The following is an 18909-nucleotide window of genomic DNA, read 5'->3' on the forward strand; positions in this document are numbered from 1 at the left end:
AAGCGGCTGGCACTTATAGCTGTGGCAAACAAACTCATAAAGCAGGCTTTTGCCATCGCTACCAAAGGAGAGTATTACATGGAAAAATCATAAGCAAAATATTGCTTTTAAACACAGTTCATTTCGAACGCAGTGAGAAATCTGAAACATTGCGGGTACATGAAATAACCCAGATTTCTCACTGCGTTCGAAATGACAGTTTTAGTTACTGTTTCCCCTTAAGTTGACGGCATTGGGGGTTAGGGGTGGTTTGACCCGGAAAAGCAGAAACGAGAATGAGGATGTATGACAGTTTGAAGCTTAAGCAAGTTGTTGGTGAGAAACACCTACAACGGCGTCTACGGCAGCGTTGTCACAGTTTGCATTTTATTTTGACGGCATTGGGGAAGGAGTGATTAGACATTTTCAGGCAGAAACTCCTAAACATAAAAACTTTTAACCTAAACCTCCTCCTAAACCTTCGAAGCTGGCGAAACACTTTCCTTTACAAACTGCTCCTTCTTCAGGTTCAGCCATTCCAAAGCACTTCCATGTAACATGCGGTCTTTGGAGGCGCGGTCGTAGGGCATGGACTCAATGAGCTTGCCAGGTTCCAGTTCGCCCAGCGGGAAAGGGTAATCGGTGCCGAGGGCGATGCTGTTTGCCCCCACCAAGTCAACCATGTACTCCAGCATCTTTGGCTCATGCACCAGCGAGTCGAGGTAGAACTTACCCAGGTATGCGCGGGGGTTAACGTCATTGTCGACGGCACACAGGTCCGGACGAACCTCAAAGCCGTGGGCAATCCGGCCGATAGTAGCGGGAAAAGAACCTCCGCCATGTGCAAAAGCCACGCGCAGTTTTGGCAGGCGCTCAAACACTCCTCCGAAAATCATGGAGCAGATGGCCAGACTTGTTTCGGCGGGCATGCCCACCAGCCAGGGCAGCCAGTATTTGCTCATCTTCTTCTTGCCGTACATGTCCCAGGGGTGCACGAAAACAGCGGCACCCAGCGCCTCTGCCGCCTCAAAAACAGGGAAAAGAAGCGGGGAATCCAGGTTATGCTCGTTGATGTGCGTACCGATTTGAACACCGGCTAGGCCCAGTTCTTTTACGCATCGTTCCAGCTCCTTTACTGCCAGATCCGGAGCCTGCATTGGCAGGGTGCCTAAACCTACAAAGCGGTCGGGGTAATCTGCCACTACGCCTGCTATGTGGTCGTTCAGCATGCGGGAGAGATCGTACGTGTGTTCTGGCTTGGCCCAATAGTTAAACATGACCGGCACCGTGCTCAGCACCTGTACCCCCACCTGGTGCTGGTTGCATTCGTGCATACGCACCTTGGGGTCCCAGCTGTTATCCTGTATCTCCCGGAAGAACTTGTCATCCATCATCATGCGGGCACAGCAGGGCTTGTGGTGCTCCAGCCGAATAAAGCCGCCATAGCCGTAGCGCTCTCGCAGGTCCGGCCACGTGCGCGGCAGAATATGCGTGTGGATGTCGACCTTAAACAGGTTGGCACCAGCAGTAGATGAAGCATGAGACTTGTTCTTTTGCATGTTAACGAACAGAATGGAAACGGCCTGAATGCTGGCAGCGCAGCAAAGGGCAATCCATCAATATACAGATTTTCTCCTTTTTACACATGTTTAACAGCAAAAGCTTTTGGCAAAAGAGATGGGGCACGGCAAAATACTTTAAAAGCTACCGTTGGGCACTTACCCGCCAGATGGTGTTGCTGGTATCGTCTGCCACGAGCATTGATCCGTCGGGCAGCACTGCAATGCCTACCGGGCGGCCATACACTTCATCTTCTCCGCTATCGGCAAAAAAGCCTGTCAGAAAATCTTCCGGAGGACCGGCAGGCATACCGTTTTGATAAGGCACAAACACCACCTTATACCCCACCAGCTCTGAGCGCCTCCAGGAGCCATGCTGCCCCACAAATGCCCCGCCATGGTATTTCTCCGGAAAAGTGGCCTTATCGTAAAAGGCCAAACCCAGTGAGGCGGAATGCGACACCAGCGGTACATCCGGCACAATGGTTTGCTCTACCAGCTTTGGCTGCTGGCCCAACCACTCCGGGTCTTCGTTCGGACCGAAGTAGGCGTAGGGCCAGCCATAAAAGCCTCCGTCCTGCACACTGGTCAAATAATCAGGCACCAGCTCATCGCCTAAATCGTCGCGCTCATTCACCGATGTCCAGAGAGTGTTGGTGCCGGGTGCCCAGCCCATGCCCACCGGGTTACGGAGGCCACTGGCATACACACGCTCGCCCGTACCATCCGGGTTTATCTCCAGAATATTCGCCCTTCGCTCTTCATACTCCATTCCATGCTCCCCATGGTCGCTCGCGGACCCGACAGCCACATAAACCTTTGAACCATTCGGGTTGGCGATGATATTGCGGGTCCAGTGGTTGTTATAACCTCCTGCAGGCAGGTCCAGAATCTTTTCTCCCCTTGCTGTAATATTCGTCTGCCCCGCCTGGTAAGGGTAGCGCCATATGCCATCTGTGTTGGCCACATAAAACATATCATTCAGCACCAGCATACCCAGCGGCTGGTTTAAGTCGCTCAGAAAAGTCTCCCTGACATCCGGCTTCCCGTCCTTATCGGTGTCTCTGAAGAGCGTAATCCGGTTGGCGCTGTTACCTAAGGCCATGGACTTGGTGATGCCTACGATCTTAGCGCCGAGCCGCTTCCAGAAGCCCACCTCAGTGTTCGCCTCTGCTACCAACACATCACCGTTTGGAGTAACATACAGCCAGCGCGGGTTCTGTAGCCCATCGGCATACTTAGTTACAGTAAACCCTGCTGGTGCTTTCGGTGTTCTGCCGTCTTCCCAACCGATGACGTTGCTGAAGTTGCGGCCAGACTCTGTGGCATGTGGGGGTGGTAAAGTTACCTGCTGCCCTGCAGGCGTTTCTATTGTTTTAGGCTGTTCCTGCACCACCGGATGCTGTGAATTACAACCTAAAAGAATGATGGTAGCAGTGACAAAAGAGGCTATGTAGGTGCGGTTCTTCATAAAAGTATAATGTCTTATACTTACTAAAGCCGGGGGGTGATGGTTTTGTTCGGCGGCTGTACCTCTACAAAGCAAACACCCTCACGAAGATGCCTTCTTGTAAAGCGACCTTTGCGAGGGTGTTTCTGTTGATAAAATTCTTACTGTTTCGCCTCAGCAGGCTGCGCTGGCGGCTGCATTACTTCGCCACAGTTATTGCAGGTGCGGTGTTCCTCGCTCTTCCAGAAGTTGTCCATAATCACAGGCAGCTGTCCTACAATATCTGTAACATCAGCATACTCCTCATACAACTTATTGCCACAGTTCTCGCAGAACCACAGGAAACCATCTTTCTCCCCTGCTTTGCGGTAGCGCTCCACTACCAGGCCTACGGTGTTCGCAGGACGGCGCGGGGAGTGTGGCACGCGCGGGGGCAGCAAGAAAATTTCTCCTTCCTTTATAGGAATATCCACCGGCTTGCCGTCTTCTATTATCTTTAGTACAATGTCTCCTTCCAACTGGTAGAAAAACTCCTCGCCTTCATCGTAATGATAGTCTTTGCGGGCGTTCGGCCCACCTACCACCATCACAATAAAATCGTCGTTGCCTTTAAAAACCTGCTGGTTGCCCACTGGTGGTTTTAGCAGGTGGCGGTTTTCTTCAATCCACTTTTTAAAGTTGAAAGGTCTGCTTATAGCCATCGTTTTGTATCATTAGGTTAATAATGTTATTGAATTGAAGGTACGCAAAAGAGGTTAAAAATGGTAATGCCACTTGCACCCGCGGCGGGATTGCCCGGGCAAGTTTACGCTGTTTTCCGTACATTCAATTTATGAACTTAGACTTGAAAGACAAACGCGCCATTGTATGTGGCAGCACCCAGGGCATTGGTAAAGCCATCGCCATAGAGTTAGCCGCTTTAGGAGCCAGCATCACACTGGTAGCCCGAAACGAGGAAAAGCTAAAAGAAGTAACTCGGGAGCTTGACCAGGCAAATGGGCAGCAGCATGATTATTTAGTGGCTGATTTCTCGAATCCGGATGAAGTATACCTGCAGATTAAGGCCTACGTGCAGGAGCTGGATGAAATACACATCCTGGTTAACAATACGGGAGGCCCTCCGGGCGGCCTCATTACTGAGGCAAAGCCAGAAGAGTTTTTAAAAGCCTTCAACATGCACCTCATCAACAACCACCAGTTGGTGCAGGCCGTGGTGCCGCTCATGAAAAAAGCGGGCTATGGACGCATTATCAACATCATCAGCACTTCTGTAAAGGAACCCATTCCAGGCCTAGGCGTTTCGAACACCACCCGCGGCGCAGTAGCCAGTTGGGCGAAAACGATGGCTAATGAGTTGGGACAGTTCGGCATTACGGTCAATAATGTGCTACCTGGTTCTACTAAGACAGGTCGCATCTGGTCGCTGGTAGAGAGCAGGGCAGAGAAATCGGGGCGCAGCAAAGAGGCTGTGCAGGAAGAGATGGAAGCCGCCATACCAGCCCGCCGCTTTGCCGAACCGGAAGAAGTAGCCGCCGCCGCTGCCTTCCTGGCCACACCCGCCGCCGCTTATATCAACGGCATTAGCTTAGCGGTGGATGGGGGCAGAACGGGGAGTATTTAATTGGTGGTAGCTGGACATGTATTGTTCTGTAGAAGTAATCCAACCACCCCTAACCCCTCCTGGGGGTGCTGGGCCCCCTTTAGAGTCTAAGGCGGGGAATCTGCTTTTGCTTGAGCAAACCTATAGTTCTATAGTTGCTTCTTCAAAATCAATAGTAGTTATAGTGATAACATTATCTATAATGAACAAAGCTGGCATAAGAAAAGAAACTCCCCGCCTTAGACAGGAGGGGCTGGGGGTGGTTGGACCCGGAACTGATTATTCTTCTACCATATATAATTACAAACTCTAACTATTAGAGCAGTGAAGCAGCTACAAAATTACATCAACGGCCAACTAATAGCACCGGTGGCGGGGAAGTACATCGACAACTACAACCCAGCCGCTGGCGAAGTATACTCCCTTATCCCCGACTCAGATGCGCAGGATGTGGAGCTGGCGGTGCAGGCAGCACAGGCGGCTTTTCCAGCATGGGCAAAAACTCCGGCTGAAAAGCGGGGGCAGCTTTTGATGCGCATCGCTGACCTGATTGACCAGCACCATGAGCGTTTGGCCGAAGCTGAATCGGTGGACAATGGCAAGCCGCTGAAACTGGCGAAGACGGTGGATATACCACGAGCCAGCAGCAACATGCGCTTCTATGGCACCGCGATTCAGCACTTTGCCTCTGAGGCACATTATATGGAAGGCACGGAGGCCATTAACTATACTGTCCGGCATCCGCATGGCGTGGCTGGCTGCATCTCGCCATGGAACCTGCCGCTGTACCTGTTCACCTGGAAAATTGCTCCTGCGCTGGCAGCCGGCAATTGTGTGGTGGCAAAGCCTTCTGAAGTTACACCTATGACAGCTTACCTGCTCTCGGAGTTGTGCCAGGAGGCGGGGCTGCCGGCGGGGGTGCTGAACATTGTGCATGGCTACGGGCATAAAGTGGGCGCGGCCATGGTGGCGCACCCGAAGGTGCCGGTTATTTCCTTCACAGGGGGTACCGCAACCGGACGCTCCATTGCCGCCACAGCTGCGCCTATGTTCAAGAAGCTGTCGCTGGAACTGGGCGGGAAGAACCCAAATATCATCTTCGCCGATTGCGACTTCAACAACGCCCTTCATACTTCCATCCATTCCTCATTTGCGAACCAAGGGCAAATCTGCCTTTGCGGCTCCCGTATCTTTATAGAGCGCCCGCTGTACGATAAGTTTAGAGATGCTTTTGTAGAAAAGGTAAAGGTTCTGAAAGTTGGCGACCCGCTGGAGGATGCCACAAAGCAAGGGGCTGTGGTATCAGCGCAGCACATGCAGAAGGTGCTGTCTTATATAGAACTGGCAAAGCAGGAAGGTGGTACTATTCTGACTGGCGGACATCAGGTACAGGTAGAAGGCCGCTGCGCTAAAGGCTGGTTTATCGCTCCCACTGTTATCGAAGGATTGCCCTACAACTGCCGCACCAACACCGAAGAAATTTTCGGCCCTGTCATCACACTCACTCCTTTCGACACCGAGGAAGAGGTTATACAATACGCCAACTGCACCGGCTACGGTCTTTCCGCCACTATCTGGACGCAAAACCTCACCCGCGCCCACCGCATGGCGCACCAGGTGCACAGCGGCATTATCTGGGTTAACACCTGGCTCCTCCGCGACCTGCGCACGCCCTTCGGAGGCATGAAGAATTCCGGTGTTGGACGTGAGGGTGGTTTCGAGGCGCTGCGTTTTTTCACTGAGCCGCAGAATGTATGTGTGAAGCTTTAATCTAAAATTTTGGAAACAGAAAAGCTATCTTGCAGCATAAGACAAACTTAGAACTTGCGACCTCCCATTATAAAAAAAGACACTCCTGCCCGCAAAAAAAAAGCAAAGACCTACCTTTTCGGGTAGGCCTGTGCAGATAGATATTTACAGAAGCTTACTGATTTACTGAAGTTTCCTCTGGATTTATCAGCTTACGTTCCAGGAAATTTGTCATCATCTTAAAGCGGTGCATGTAAGTATTACCGCCGTAGATGCCATGGTTGCGGTTTGGATAGTAGAAACTCTCAAACTGCTTGTCTGCATCAATCAGGGCGTCCTGCATCGCCACCGCATTCTGGAAATGCACGTTGTCATCGCCGGTGCCATGAATCAGCAACAGGTCGCCCTGCAACTGGTCAGCGAAGGAAAGCGGTGAATTCTGGTCGTAACCGGCAGCGTTTTCCTGTGGTGTTTTCAGGTAGCGCTCGGTGTAGATTGAATCATAGAATCTCCAGTTAGTAACCGGAGCCACAGAGATACCGGCACGGAAGATACCATCGCCTTTTGTCAGGCCCAGCAGCGTCATGTAACCTCCAAAGCTATGGCCCCAGATACCGATGCGGTCTTTGTCTACGTAAGGTTGGTTTCCCAACCACTTAGCAGCCTCAATCTGGTCTTCAATTTCATACTTGCCCAGGTTGGCGTAGGTCACTTTCTTAAACTCAGCACCACGGGCACCTGTACCACGGTTGTCTACACTCACTACCATCACGCCTTTGTCGGCCAGTGTCTGGTACCACAGGTAGTTGTTGCCGCCCCAACTGTTGGTTACCGTTTGGGAGCCTGGCCCGCCATACACAAACATCAGCACCGGGTACTTCTTGTTCGGGTCGAAATCGGTTGGTTTGATCATCCAGCCATTCAGTTTTGTGCCATCTGCCGTGTTCATGGTAAAGAACTCCTGCTCTGCTATATCATACTGGGCTAGCTTGTTCTTCAGTGCTTGGTTATCCTCCAACATCTTAATCAGTTTACCGTCTTTGGCGGTATGCAAACTAACAGTTGGTGGCACATTGGCAGCTGAGTAATAGTCCAGGTAATACTTAAAGTCATTGCTCATGTTCACGCGGTGCGTACCGGCTTTCTCTGTCAGGCGCTTTTTATTCTTGCCTTTGCTGCTGATGCTATACAGGTGGCGGTCCAGCGGCGACACCTCCGTAGACATATAGTACAGGCGGTCGTTCTTCTCGTCGTAGCCCACATAGCTGCTTACCTCCCATTTCCCGTTCGTAATCTGGCGCACCAGCTTGCCGTTCATGTTGTACAGGTACAGGTGATTGAATCCATCCTTTTCAGATGAGTGGATAAAATACTTGCCGTCGTTCAGGTAGGTCAGGTCATCTGTAATATCTATGTAAGCCTTGTCTGTTTCTTTCAGCACTACATCCGCTTTACCAGTAGTGGCATTTGCGTGTAGAATCTCCAGGGTGTTCTGCAGGCGGTTCATCTTCTGGATAGACAGCAGGTTCGGGTTGTTTGTCCACTTGATGCGCGGGATGTAGATATCTGCCTCGTTGCCAGTATCCATTTTGACCGTTTTGCCGCTGGCTACATCATACACTGACACTTTTACCGCTGAGTTGGCCTCACCAGCTTTCGGGTATTTAAACTTGTTGTCCTGCGGGTAGAGCTCGCCCCACATCTGCATGTTAAACTCGGGCACGTTAGCCTCATCAAAGGTATAGAAGGCAATCTTCTTGCCGTCCGGCGACCAGTCAAAGCCTTTTGCAAAGCCAAACTCCTCCTCATACACCCAATCCGCATACCCGTTGATGATGGAGTTGAATTTGCCATCAGCGGTAATCTGCGTTTCCTGCATGTTGCTCAGGTCCACCACAAACATGTCGTTTTCGCGGGCAAAGGCAACACGCTTCGCATCCGGAGAGAAAGAAGCATATAGCTGTTTGCCGCCGTCGCTGAGCTTGGTCAGCTTCTTTGTCGGGATGTCGTAGATGTAAAAGTCTGCTTTGGAAGAGCGGCGGTAAATCTGTTCACTCTCTGTTGCAAACAGCACCTTCTGCTCATCAGAGCTGAAGGTATAATCGTCGAACTGGATAGGAGCATTGCCGCCAGCCGGTATAAGGTTTTCGCCTTCGATGATGGTGCTGACAGGCTGGCCGGTGGTGACGTTATACTTTACGATGTCATAGACCTTGTTTTTCTCGTCAGGCACCTGCGAGGTATAATACTGGCCGTCTTTCATCCAGTTTACCCCATATACCGACTCTGCCCGGAAAGTACCGTCACGGTAGATATCCTCCAGCGTAATATCCTTCTTCTGCTGCGCCTGCACCACAAAGGCGAAGCAAAAAAGCACGGCAGCTAAAAGGTTTGTCTTTAATTTGATTTGCATGCGATTTATTTATTGTTTTTTCCTTCCTCTAAATTATAGGAATAATATCGTTTCACCATACATCATAGCCAAAACCATACCTATACCTCCTGCAGTGGGCATAAAACCAGCCATAAACAATAAAAAAACAGGCAGCTCTTTATCAGAGCTGCCTGTTTTTTTGTTGTTTATGCTTTTGCTTAGAAGTTATACCCGATGGTTAGCAACACAGAGTTTTGTGTGTTGCTAATGTCTACCACAGGCTCACCACTGCCGGAACTAAACTGGTATGGCGAGTAACGGCTGTCGCTTGTGCTTCTTACATAAGCCATGTCGGCATAGTAGTTCAGCAAGCGTACTCCTGCTCCTACTGAGACAGAGTTAACGGCACCATTTAAGTCTGAGCTGGCATATGGGTCTCCTGTGTGTGCATATCCTGCACGCACCCTGAACGCCTCATAGCGGCCTTCAGCCCCTATTCTATAGCTCATAGCTGACTGGTACATATTGGAGATGCTGTTGTTCAGGCTTGAATAGAAATTACCTGAGCCATTTCCAAAATTGTCATCTGCTGAAAAACGGGTGCCTGCATAATTTACATATTCTATATCGCCGCTTACAAAGCCATATTTACCCAGGAAAACACCTACGCCACCAGACGCCCTGAAGGGTGTGGTAAGGCTATAGGAAAAATCTCCTGGCAGCTCAGAGGCACTAAAGTTTTCCGATGCTCCTGTATTCGGATTAATGGAGGTAGAATATAGGGAGCGCTGGTAAGTATCTGTAAGCGTATATGCTGTTGGCGTCTGCACAGACACTCCAATACGCAACGCATCAACTGGCCTGGCAATAACCCCAACTTTCAGGTTTACGCCTGCCCCGCGTGTAGTAAACTGGTCAAACAACTCTAGACTATAATTTCCATCTGCAAGCGGGTTGCCATTTTCATCATAAATGGGTTCACCATATTCATCCAAGCTTGCTACGTGATAACCAGATTCAAGAAATGTGCTTTCCTGCGTCAGATTTGTTGTTACGATACCAACAGATGCACCTACATATATCCTGTCACGGTAACTGGTACCCACACCAATATCAATTTGATTTTGTGAACCTCTGCGCTCAATCGTTTCGCTTTGGGCTACATCACCTAAATTATAAAGTGGAACTGCATACCGTCCTAAATCATTATCCAGTATATCGATGAGATAGTTGCTAAAAGCTAAACCTTCTATGCTAACTTCCTGCCCAAACTCGGCATCTAAGCTTTCTTCAAGCGTCTCGCCACCAAGCAGGGTTCTGTTATTTGCCTGATCCGCAAAGTAGTCGACAATTGTATTGGGCGGGGTATTGATATTGTTGTAGCTGATGCGCTGATTAAAGTTGTTAAGCCTTGTGAGGCCTATGCCAAAGTTAAGGCCGCGCCAATCACTTAAGTCCTCGTCTCCTTTGCGATTAGAGAGCACTATACCTGCCTGCGGAATGGTGAGCAGGTTGCGCTCATCTGACTGCCGTGCCCCGTTTATATTGGTATCTGTTGTGTTGAACTGTAATGCCGGTGTGAAACTGAACTCTGACCGGCGGAACATACCCAAACCGGCAGGGTTAGCTGAAAGGCTGGAAATATCAGCACCTAATGCGGTTTGTGCGCCTCCTAAGCCTTGTATACGTGCAGAGCCTGTTACGCCCAGTTGAGTGTAGCGCAGGGCATCCACCTCGGTTTGAGCAAAAGCAGTTCCGCTCCAGCCTAGCGCAAGCGCCAGACTGGCCAAAACTATCTTCTTCATGTTATCTTGGTTTTTGCTTTACTGATTAATTAATTTCCCCCTCTTGGTGGACGACCGCCTCCACCGCTGCTACCAGAGGAACCGCTGCTACGTGGCATTGGAGAGCTACGTACCGGGCTCTCGTAAGTACGGGTCGGACGACTTTCATACGTACGGGTCGGGCGGCTTTCAGTTGGGCGAACGCGCTGTTGCTGCTGCTGTCGCTGTTGTGGTTGTCTGTATTCCTGCGTACGGGTACGACGCTCAATTCTTGCTGGCGCAGCGCGTTGCTCCTGCTGGTTGTTGATGGCAGGTGTACGTCTGGTACGGCTTGGGCGATTTGGCAGTGCTCTTTTTTCTCCTTCAGTAGCCCTTACTCCTTCTGTTGTCCTCACGTTACCTTCTGTCCGTATCGGAGTAGTTACAGTTTCACCTCTGCGGGAAGGACGACCAACACTCTCTGAGCCTATGGCTTGCCTGCCGATGCTCTCTCCCTGATTCACGCCACCTCTTGTAGGTCTGCGTAAAGCCGGGTTGTCTGTTACCACCGCACTGCGGGAATTTCGTGGGCTATTCTGTATTCTCACAGGGTTTCCGATTATAACCGGACGGTCATAGAAGCCGCCATAGTAAGGGTTTCCTCCATAAAATCCGTTATTGAAGCCATTACGGAAGCCATTGTAGTAACCGTACCCGTAGCTGTTAGGCCACCAACCGCCCATGCCCATCATGGGTCGGTTATAAAAACCACCACCCCAGGCCATAGGCATACCCATACCCATTCCCATACCATAGCCGATGTTAATGTTTAGGCCGCGGTTCCAGCCCCCCCAATATGGGCTGCGACGGAATGAGTTGTAGTAAAACGGGTCATCAAAGAATGGGTCGTAAAACGGATCATGAAAAGCGTAACTGGACATACGAGGAGTAAAAGCTGTACCCCAGTATGGGTCTACAAAAGAATAGCTTGGCTGATACCAGTTATTACGGGCATCATATTCGCGTCCGTCGTAGTATTCGTCACCAACATAATCATCTGTTCTGGCGGTGCTACCTGAATATTCAGGGTTTATCACCTCTCCTTCGCCAAATGCCTCGTCTACGGTAAGGTCATCATATCTTTGAGATGTTGTCGCCTCTGGCGCCACATACTCGGTTTTATCTGATGAACTGTAGTACATATCATCATACTCCGTAGATTGCATGGCAATAGGAGTGCTACATCCTGCTGCCAATAGTGTGAGCATGGGGGCTATCGTAAGTAACTTATATTTTTTCATGGCCTGCTGCTGTAAAAGATTGTCTATTTTCAAGCTATATCAAAGATAAACACACAATGGTGCAAAACCTTATCTATAGTACAATATATTAACGTAATTTTGAGCCAGAATGATATGTGGCTTTTGTCTATAAAGATGCAAATTCTGTTCCAAAAGCCTTAAGAATAGGCTATTTATAATAAAATTAGTTTAAAAGATGAGTAAAGGGTTACCTAAAAGAAGCGAAGACTACTCCTTGTGGTATAATGAACTGGTAAAAAAAGCTGGCTTGGCCGAAAACTCTGCCGTCCGCGGGTGTATGGTCATTAAACCATACGGTTTCGCTATCTGGGAGAAAATGCAGCGCGTGCTGGACGATATGTTTAAAGCAACAGGGCACCAGAACGCTTACTTCCCGCTATTTGTACCCAAGAGCCTGTTTGAAGCCGAGGAACAAAATGCAGAGGGCTTTGCGAAAGAGTGCGCCGTGGTTACCCATTACCGTCTGCAAACTGACCCCGACAACCCCGGCAAGCTGCGTGTTGACCCGAACGCTAAACTGGAGGAAGAGCTGATTGTGCGCCCTACCTCAGAGGCAATTATCTGGAGCACGTACAAAAATTGGATCCAGAGTTACCGCGACCTGCCCCTGCTGATTAACCAGTGGGCGAACGTGGTGCGCTGGGAAATGCGCACGCGCCTATTCCTGCGCACAGCCGAATTTCTGTGGCAGGAAGGCCATACGGCGCATGCCACTGCCGAAGAGGCCATTGCCGAGACAAAGCAGATGATGGAGGTATATGCCACTTTTGCCGAGCAATACATCGCGCTGCCAGTAGTAAGGGGCGTGAAAACACCAAGCGAGCGCTTTGCCGGCGCCCTCGACACCTACTGCATTGAAGGATTGATGCAGGATGGCAAAGCACTGCAGGCCGGCACATCGCATTTCCTGGGGCAGAACTTTGCCCAGGCGTTTGACGTGAAGTTTGCCACAAAAGAAGGAGGCCTGGAGCACGTATGGGGTACATCCTGGGGCGTGAGCACCCGCCTGATGGGTGCGCTCGTTATGGCCCATTCCGACGACGAAGGTTTGGTACTGCCTCCAAAGCTGGCGCCTATACAGGTAGTGATTGTGCCGATTTACAAAGGAGAAGAGCAACTGGCCAAAATCAGCGAAAAGGTAAATGCTCTGAAAAAAGAACTGGAAAGCAAAAGCATCAGCGTGAAGTTTGATGACCGCGACACCGAGCGTCCGGGCTTTAAGTTTGCCGAGTGGGAGCTGAAGGGTGTACCGGTACGCTTAGCCATCGGTGCCCGCGACCTGGAGAACGGCACGGCCGAAGTCGCCCGCCGCGACACAAAAGAGAAGAGCACGCAGGCGTTTGACTCACTCGCCGACTATATCCCTGCCCTGCTGGACGAGATACAGGAGAACATCTACAACAGGGCCTTCACTTACCGGGAGGAGCATACCACCAAGGTAGTTTCTTATGAGGAGTTTAAGGAGGTGCTGGAAAGCAAAGGAGGTTTTGTGCTGGCGCATTGGGATGGCACCCCGGAGACAGAGGAGCGCATTAAAGAAGAGACAAAGGCAACTATCCGCTGCATCGCCCTAAACACGGAAGAGGAAGAAGGCGTGGACATGCTGACAGGCAAGCCAAGCAAGCAGCGCGTATATTTTGCTAAAGCATACTAATTTCGTTGTTCATAATCTGCCGTAGCAACAGCTTTGTACAAACGCCGCCTCCCTTACCCGGAGGTGGCGTTTTACTTTAGACTGAGTTCAAAATACTAGCTGCTTCATCTCATTATATTGACAAACTTTTTGAGTCTCAAGCGGTTCAACAATATCAGCTTGTAGCGCAAGCAGCCTCGTGAACAGGTAGACATTCTTAACTTAGCTAAAAGCAAGGCTTACCCATAAATATTCCCTCATCCTTATGAAGAATTCCCTATATTTACCTATATAAACGCACCGCACGATGTTACTGGACTGGGTTACAGTTGTATTACTCATTGGTATTGGCTTGCTCCTCATTATTGTGGAGTTAATTTTTGTGCCCGGCACTACCATTGTTGGTATAATAGGGCTTGTACTTGCTGCCATTGGCATCTGGATCGGCTATACTGCGCTGGGCTCCACTATCGGGCACATCATACTTGCATGCACAATATTAATAGGCGCATTGGCTTTTGTCTACAGCTTCCGCTCCGAAAGCTGGTCTCAGTTTGCTTTAAAAAACCAGAACCGCGGCCATGTAAACGAAGATAACCCCCATCTGCTGGAAGTAGGCGAGGTTGGCAAAACGGTATCAGCGCTGCGCCCACAGGGCACTGCGCTGTTCGCAGAGCGCCACCACGAGGTCCAGACCCAGGGCGAGTTTGTAGCGCCAAACAAGACAGTCCGCATCATTGTATTAAGTCAAAATAAGATTGTAGTAGAAGAAGTCAGCTAAACTAACACGCATGGAAAACCTATCGGTATTATTAATTATTGCAGGGGTCATTGTTGCCCTGATGATATTCCTGTACTTTGTGCCTATCAGCCTTTGGATCACGGCGTTGTTCTCCGGTGTAAAGGTTGGCCTGGCGGAGCTGGTATTCATGCGCATCCGCAAAGTACCGCCCAGCCTTATTGTCAACTCCATGATAAATGCCACCAAAGCGGGCATCGACCTGACCACCACTGAACTGGAAACACACTACCTGGCAGGCGGCAACGTACCTACCGTTATCAAAGCGCTTATTTCTGCTGACAAGGCGAATATTCCGCTTTCTTTCAAGCAAGCCACCGCCATAGACCTGGCCGGCCGTAACGTATTTGAAGCCGTAACCACCTCTGTTAACCCGAAAGTAATCAATACGCCTAACGTGGCCGCTGTGGCACAGGATGGCATTCAGCTAATTGCAAAAGCCCGCGTTACGGTGCGTGCCAACATCAACCAACTGGTAGGTGGTGCCGGCGAAGAAACCATTCTGGCGCGTGTGGGTGAGGGCATTGTCACTTCTATCGGTTCTTCTACCTCTCACAAGAGCGTTCTGGAGAACCCTGACATCATTTCTAAACTGGTTTTACAGAAAGGTCTGGATGCGGGCACAGCCTACGAGATTCTTTCCATTGATATTGCCGACATTGATGTGGGCGAGAACATTGGTGCCAAGCTGCAGATTGACCAAGCCGGTGCCGATTTAAAGGTGGCTGAAGCAAAAGCCGAAGAGCGTCGTGCCATGGCCGTAGCCGTAGAGCAGGAAATGAAAGCCAAGGCACAGGAAGCCCGCGCCAACGTTATACAGGCGGAGGTAGAAGTGCCGCAGGCCATTGCAGCAGCTTTCCGCAGCGGCCAGTTAGGCATCATGGACTACTACCGCATGCAGAACATCCAATCCGACACCGACATGCGCAACTCCATCGCTAACCCAGGGCAGGGCGGCCAGAACAAGCCTAAAGAATAGCAGGGAATTTAAAGACTTAAAATAAGCGGCTACACTTCGTCATGAGGTGTAGCCGCTTATTTTATAGGACTGGCAAGAGTTAAGGTTGTTTTTGGAAGTTTGAGAAGGAGATGCTTCTTAGTTAGCCTATAAGCCCGATTATGAACTGTGTTAAAAAGCAACTGTATTAGTGCTTATTTTTAGGTGCTGCGCTTAACAATTTTCAACATAAACCTCTCCGGATTTTACCATACCAAAGACCTGCTTTATGAGCTTGTTCATCACCGCTACCAAGGCTACCTTCTTTGCTTTTCCTGCCGCCACCATCCGATCATACAGCTCCTGGCAAGCCTTGTTGTGAACTTTTGCCGCCATGGCACACATGTAGAGCATGGCCCTTATGTTTTTGTCCCCGATCCTGCTGATCCCCCTATAGCCGCGGATGGAGGTGCCAGACTCATTGATGCAGGGGCTGATCCCGATAAAGGCGCTGAACTGCCTGGCTGATGTAAAGTTTCTGAACCCGCCAGAGACAATAATAAGCTCTATGGCAGACTTGGTGCTGATGCCGGGAATGGTCTGCAGCAAGGTAAACAGCTCCTGGCAGTGCTCTTCTGCCAGCTGTTGCATCTGTTCCTCTAGTCTCCCGATTTGTTTTTCTATGCTTGTCAAGACCGCTTTACAGGCCTTTAGAGCAGCTTTATCCGCTTCCTCCAATTGGGACAGGGCATGCAACTGGTTCAGGAAAGAGCGCTTGCTCTTGACAAGCAATTTCATTGACATGCGCTGTTGCTGCAGTTTCCTCATGAAGGGAGCTGGCGGCTCGTAGAGCTTTGGCTGCATGCGCTCCCCGTACTCTGCGATCAGCACCGCATCGACCTTGTCTGTTTTCGTCCTCTTTAACTTGGTCTGGGCAAAGCGCTTGATCTGCAAAGGATTCACCACCGACACCTTAATGCCTTTTTCATACAAGGCAATGGCCAGCTGCAGGCTGTAAACCCCTGTTGCCTCCATAATGCACCAGGAGTAATCTGGCAGACTTTTAAGAAAGCTGTTAATACCCTTCTTGTCGTTTTGGTGCAAGGAGGTGGCTACTTTGCCTACTAGTTTTGTAGCCACCACAAAACTATCTTTGGCCACATCGATACCGGTGTAAGTTTGTTCCATCATGCTGTGTTTATCATATAACTTTTGACAAAAGGTAGCTTCTCTTTCACTTAACATCCTGATGCAGGCTCTGAGCCTAATGAACTGTTCAAGGTAAAGAAGCCGGGTAAGGGGATTGTCATAAGGCGCGGGTTTAGCTAACCCTTGATAAATAGGAATCTTATTCCTTACCCAGTTTTCTTGTCTACAGCTTAGGTACTTGTTTTATCTGTTTTAGATAATTTTTTCTCTGATTAACAAAAGGGAAAAAAGAGTAGCTAAAACATTGAGAACAAACATAGGATGATAAATAGGAGTAGCTAATTTAGGCTCATTAGGCTCAGCTCGCAGCTAGAAGAAAATGATCAACTGAGGAATAAAGAAACTAATATTATTTACTTTGATAGTTGCAACTTACATACCCATAGTTAAGTATAAGGATATTTATATATAACGTAATTTATTGAGATATTAATTCTAGTTTCCTCTCATTCATACCTGATAGTAAAACCTAAGTAGATCATATATGAAAAAACTATTTCTGTTGCCTGTTCTATTAACTTTATTCCTCTTCGTTGGGTGCGATAAAGAAGAAGCGGAAGAACCCGACTCAATGGCTGAACTTGTGAAGGGGGAATGGGTAAGGAATTTAGTCACAAATGTGTATTACAATTCATCGGGTGCTGTAGAATACAGCGATAAAGAGGTAGGGGTAATAAACTATACAATAACTGAAGGGAACATAACTACTTTATATAAAGCAGCTGCCAATCAGGTAGCAAATTATACCTATACAATAAGCAAAGAGGATGGCAAGAGGCTTATAAACCTTACTAATCAGAGTGGTAGAACTGAGACCTACGAACTTGTCTCCGTCACAGAACAAAAGATGGTTTGGCGGGTAGAGGAAACAGACCATACGTATACTAAAGCAGGCGGATGGAGGCAAGCAGCAAAGTATGTTAGAACGATTGAATTTGAGAAATAAGCACATAAGCAAAAAATGAATTCTTTTAGAAGGGAGGAGTCTTTCCGAAAGAGCATTATAGCATGTTAGCCTCTCCAGAAACGGAGGGGCTTTTAACTTTCTCTTCAAGCAAGGCTTTACCACAGTAGAACAGCAGCGAACACAAAAGAAAAAGTTATATCAGCTTATACCTGTTACACCCTTACGAGTCATTAAATCTTCTAAAAATATTAAGTTTTTTCAGAAGGTATTTTTCTGCACCCCGTGAAAGTACCAAAACCCCTACCCCCTCCAGGAGGCTCTTGAGCGTGTTTCTCTTATAACCAATGATATGTTAAATAGCAGCCATTTCTGGGAAGAGTTCAAATTGACTGCAATGAAATATGGCACAAACTTTCTTAGCCTTAAACTACAATTCTAAGCTAGTCACAATTGCTTATACCTTGCCCCAAAGAGTTACAATTAGTAATACCGCCCTACTTTCTCCACTATCGTTTTCTTCATCTCAGCAGGTACGATAGTGCCTTGCTTACGGTACAGCACCTTGCCACCCGGCTCAATTAAGAGCGTGTAAGGCAGCGCTCCCTGCCACTCTGGGTCAATGGCCTCTATCAGTGCATACTTGTCTTCTGAGTTGAAGAGGTAGTTGGTGTTGGATGCTTCTAGCTTCTTCAGAACAGCCAGGGCTTTATCTTTTTTATCCGGCTTATCAGCACTGATGGTGATGAACTCAAAATCGCGGTTGCGGTACATGCGGTTGATGTCCACAAAATCCGGCAGCTCCTGCACGCAGGGGCCGCACCAGGTGGCCCACACATTTACCAGGCGCACTTTATCTGTGTCATTCTTCAGCAGGGCTCTCAGCGCCGGCTCGTCAATCAAACTCAGCGACACTTCTTCCTTTGCCCATTGCGCCCTTGCCCGCTCCGCCATTTCTTTCTTGTCGGCCCATTTAATAGAGCAGCCAAATGTTTTTGTTTTGGCAACAGGCACCGGTTTACCTGCCAGCAAAGCGTCTATGGCATTCCGTGCGTCTTCCGCATTAGCAGATCCTGGTTTCTCAGAGGCATCGAGCCTACCGTTATATTGCAGTTTACGCTGCTTATCGAAGATGAAAACATGCGGCGTAGCGGCCGGCCCGTAAGCCATCGACATTTCCTGAGTATCGCCGTCGTAGAGGTAAGGGAAGTTATAGTTCTTCTCTTTCGCCCGAGTTTTCATTTCCTCAAATGTGTCCCCCATGTCGCTGTAACCCAGCTCGTCCAGGCTTACTGCCTCCGGATCGTTAGGGGAAACAACTACCACCGCCACTCCTTTATTTTTGTAGTCTGCCGCTAGAGCCTTCATACGGTCTTCGTAAGCCTGCGCCGTTGGGCAATGGTTACAGGAGAAAATAATCGCCAGCACTTTGGCGTCCGCAAAGCTCTTCAGCGTATAGGTCTTGCCATCAGTACCCGGAAGGCTGAAATCAGGTGCCGGTGCTCCAATCTCCAAGGGCTTGGGATCGGCTGCAAAGCCTTGGGTAGCCAGCAAAAGGAGGAAGGACAGCAGGAGGCTTCTTTGTAAAATAGTTCGTATCATAATCATTCTCGTTTAGGAGTCTTTAATTC

14 protein-coding genes are annotated in these 18909 nt (G+C 49.2%); 6 read left to right on the forward strand and 8 right to left on the reverse strand.

The window, feature by feature from the left end:
• Positions 1-452: 452 nt before the first annotated feature.
• The 3 genes from E1919_RS13585 to E1919_RS13595 form a co-directional block, all read right to left on the reverse strand.
• Positions 453-1538: an amidohydrolase family protein gene (locus tag E1919_RS13585; RefSeq protein WP_162053952.1), complete on the reverse strand. Its 1086-nt coding sequence runs from the start codon at positions 1536-1538 to the stop codon at positions 453-455.
• Positions 1539-1683: 145 nt separating this feature from the next.
• Positions 1684-3009 (reverse strand): PQQ-dependent sugar dehydrogenase, encoded by a 1326-nt coding sequence (locus E1919_RS13590; RefSeq protein WP_162053953.1) that lies wholly within the window; start codon positions 3007-3009, stop codon positions 1684-1686.
• A 140-nt stretch (positions 3010-3149) separates the two neighbouring features.
• Complete coding sequence (locus tag E1919_RS13595) at positions 3150-3689, reverse strand: 3-hydroxyanthranilate 3,4-dioxygenase (protein WP_162053954.1); 540 nt, start codon at positions 3687-3689, stop codon at positions 3150-3152.
• A 131-nt stretch (positions 3690-3820) separates the two neighbouring features.
• Here E1919_RS13595 and E1919_RS13600 point away from each other — a divergent pair, with 131 nt between their 5' ends.
• Together E1919_RS13600 and E1919_RS13605 are read left to right on the forward strand one after the other, a co-directional pair.
• A complete protein-coding gene (locus tag E1919_RS13600; RefSeq protein ID WP_162053955.1) occupies positions 3821-4609 on the forward strand; it encodes an SDR family oxidoreductase in 789 nt (262 codons plus the stop codon).
• Positions 4610-4912: 303 nt separating this feature from the next.
• Positions 4913-6358: an aldehyde dehydrogenase gene (locus E1919_RS13605; RefSeq protein WP_162053956.1), complete on the forward strand. Its 1446-nt coding sequence runs from the start codon at positions 4913-4915 to the stop codon at positions 6356-6358.
• A 154-nt stretch (positions 6359-6512) separates the two neighbouring features.
• On the opposite strand, the gene E1919_RS13610 is transcribed toward E1919_RS13605, so the two are convergent.
• The 3 genes from E1919_RS13610 to E1919_RS13620 form a co-directional block, all read right to left on the reverse strand.
• Entirely contained in the window at positions 6513-8750 is a 2238-nt protein-coding gene (locus E1919_RS13610) for a S9 family peptidase (protein WP_162053957.1), read from the reverse strand.
• A 179-nt stretch (positions 8751-8929) separates the two neighbouring features.
• A complete protein-coding gene (locus E1919_RS13615) occupies positions 8930-10516 on the reverse strand; it encodes an OmpP1/FadL family transporter (RefSeq protein WP_162053958.1) in 1587 nt (528 codons plus the stop codon).
• Between the two features lie 29 nt (positions 10517-10545).
• Entirely contained in the window at positions 10546-11775 is a 1230-nt protein-coding gene (locus E1919_RS13620; RefSeq protein ID WP_162053959.1) for a hypothetical protein, read from the reverse strand.
• 196 nt (positions 11776-11971) lie between these two features.
• Between E1919_RS13620 and proS the strand changes: the two genes are divergently transcribed.
• From proS to floA, 3 genes are all read left to right on the forward strand, one after another.
• Entirely contained in the window at positions 11972-13450 is a 1479-nt protein-coding gene (gene proS / locus E1919_RS13625; protein ID WP_162053960.1) for a proline--tRNA ligase, read from the forward strand.
• 286 nt (positions 13451-13736) lie between these two features.
• Positions 13737-14210, forward strand: coding sequence for an NfeD family protein (locus E1919_RS13630; protein WP_162053961.1), 474 nt, complete (start codon positions 13737-13739; stop codon positions 14208-14210).
• A gap of 10 nt (positions 14211-14220) precedes the next feature.
• On the forward strand, positions 14221-15207 hold the full coding sequence (gene floA / locus E1919_RS13635) for a flotillin-like protein FloA (RefSeq protein WP_162053962.1): 987 nt from the start codon (positions 14221-14223) through the stop codon (positions 15205-15207).
• 192 nt (positions 15208-15399) lie between these two features.
• Here the strand turns inward: floA and E1919_RS13640 are convergent, their stop codons facing one another.
• Positions 15400-16356 (reverse strand): IS110 family RNA-guided transposase, encoded by a 957-nt coding sequence (locus tag E1919_RS13640; protein ID WP_162053963.1) that lies wholly within the window; start codon positions 16354-16356, stop codon positions 15400-15402.
• Positions 16357-16858: 502 nt separating this feature from the next.
• Here E1919_RS13640 and E1919_RS13645 point away from each other — a divergent pair.
• Positions 16859-17320: a hypothetical protein gene (locus E1919_RS13645; protein ID WP_162053964.1), complete on the forward strand. Its 462-nt coding sequence runs from the start codon at positions 16859-16861 to the stop codon at positions 17318-17320.
• Positions 17321-17761: 441 nt separating this feature from the next.
• Here E1919_RS13645 and E1919_RS13650 read toward each other — a convergent pair whose 3' ends face one another.
• The gene (locus E1919_RS13650) at positions 17762-18880 is read right to left on the reverse strand and encodes a redoxin family protein (protein WP_162053965.1); all 1119 of its coding nucleotides are present in this window, start codon (positions 18878-18880) and stop codon (positions 17762-17764) included.
• Positions 18881-18909: the final 29 nt, after the last annotated feature.

Source organism: Pontibacter pamirensis, assembly GCF_010015475.1.
GTDB classification, from domain to species: Bacteria; Bacteroidota; Bacteroidia; order Cytophagales; family Hymenobacteraceae; genus Pontibacter; species Pontibacter pamirensis.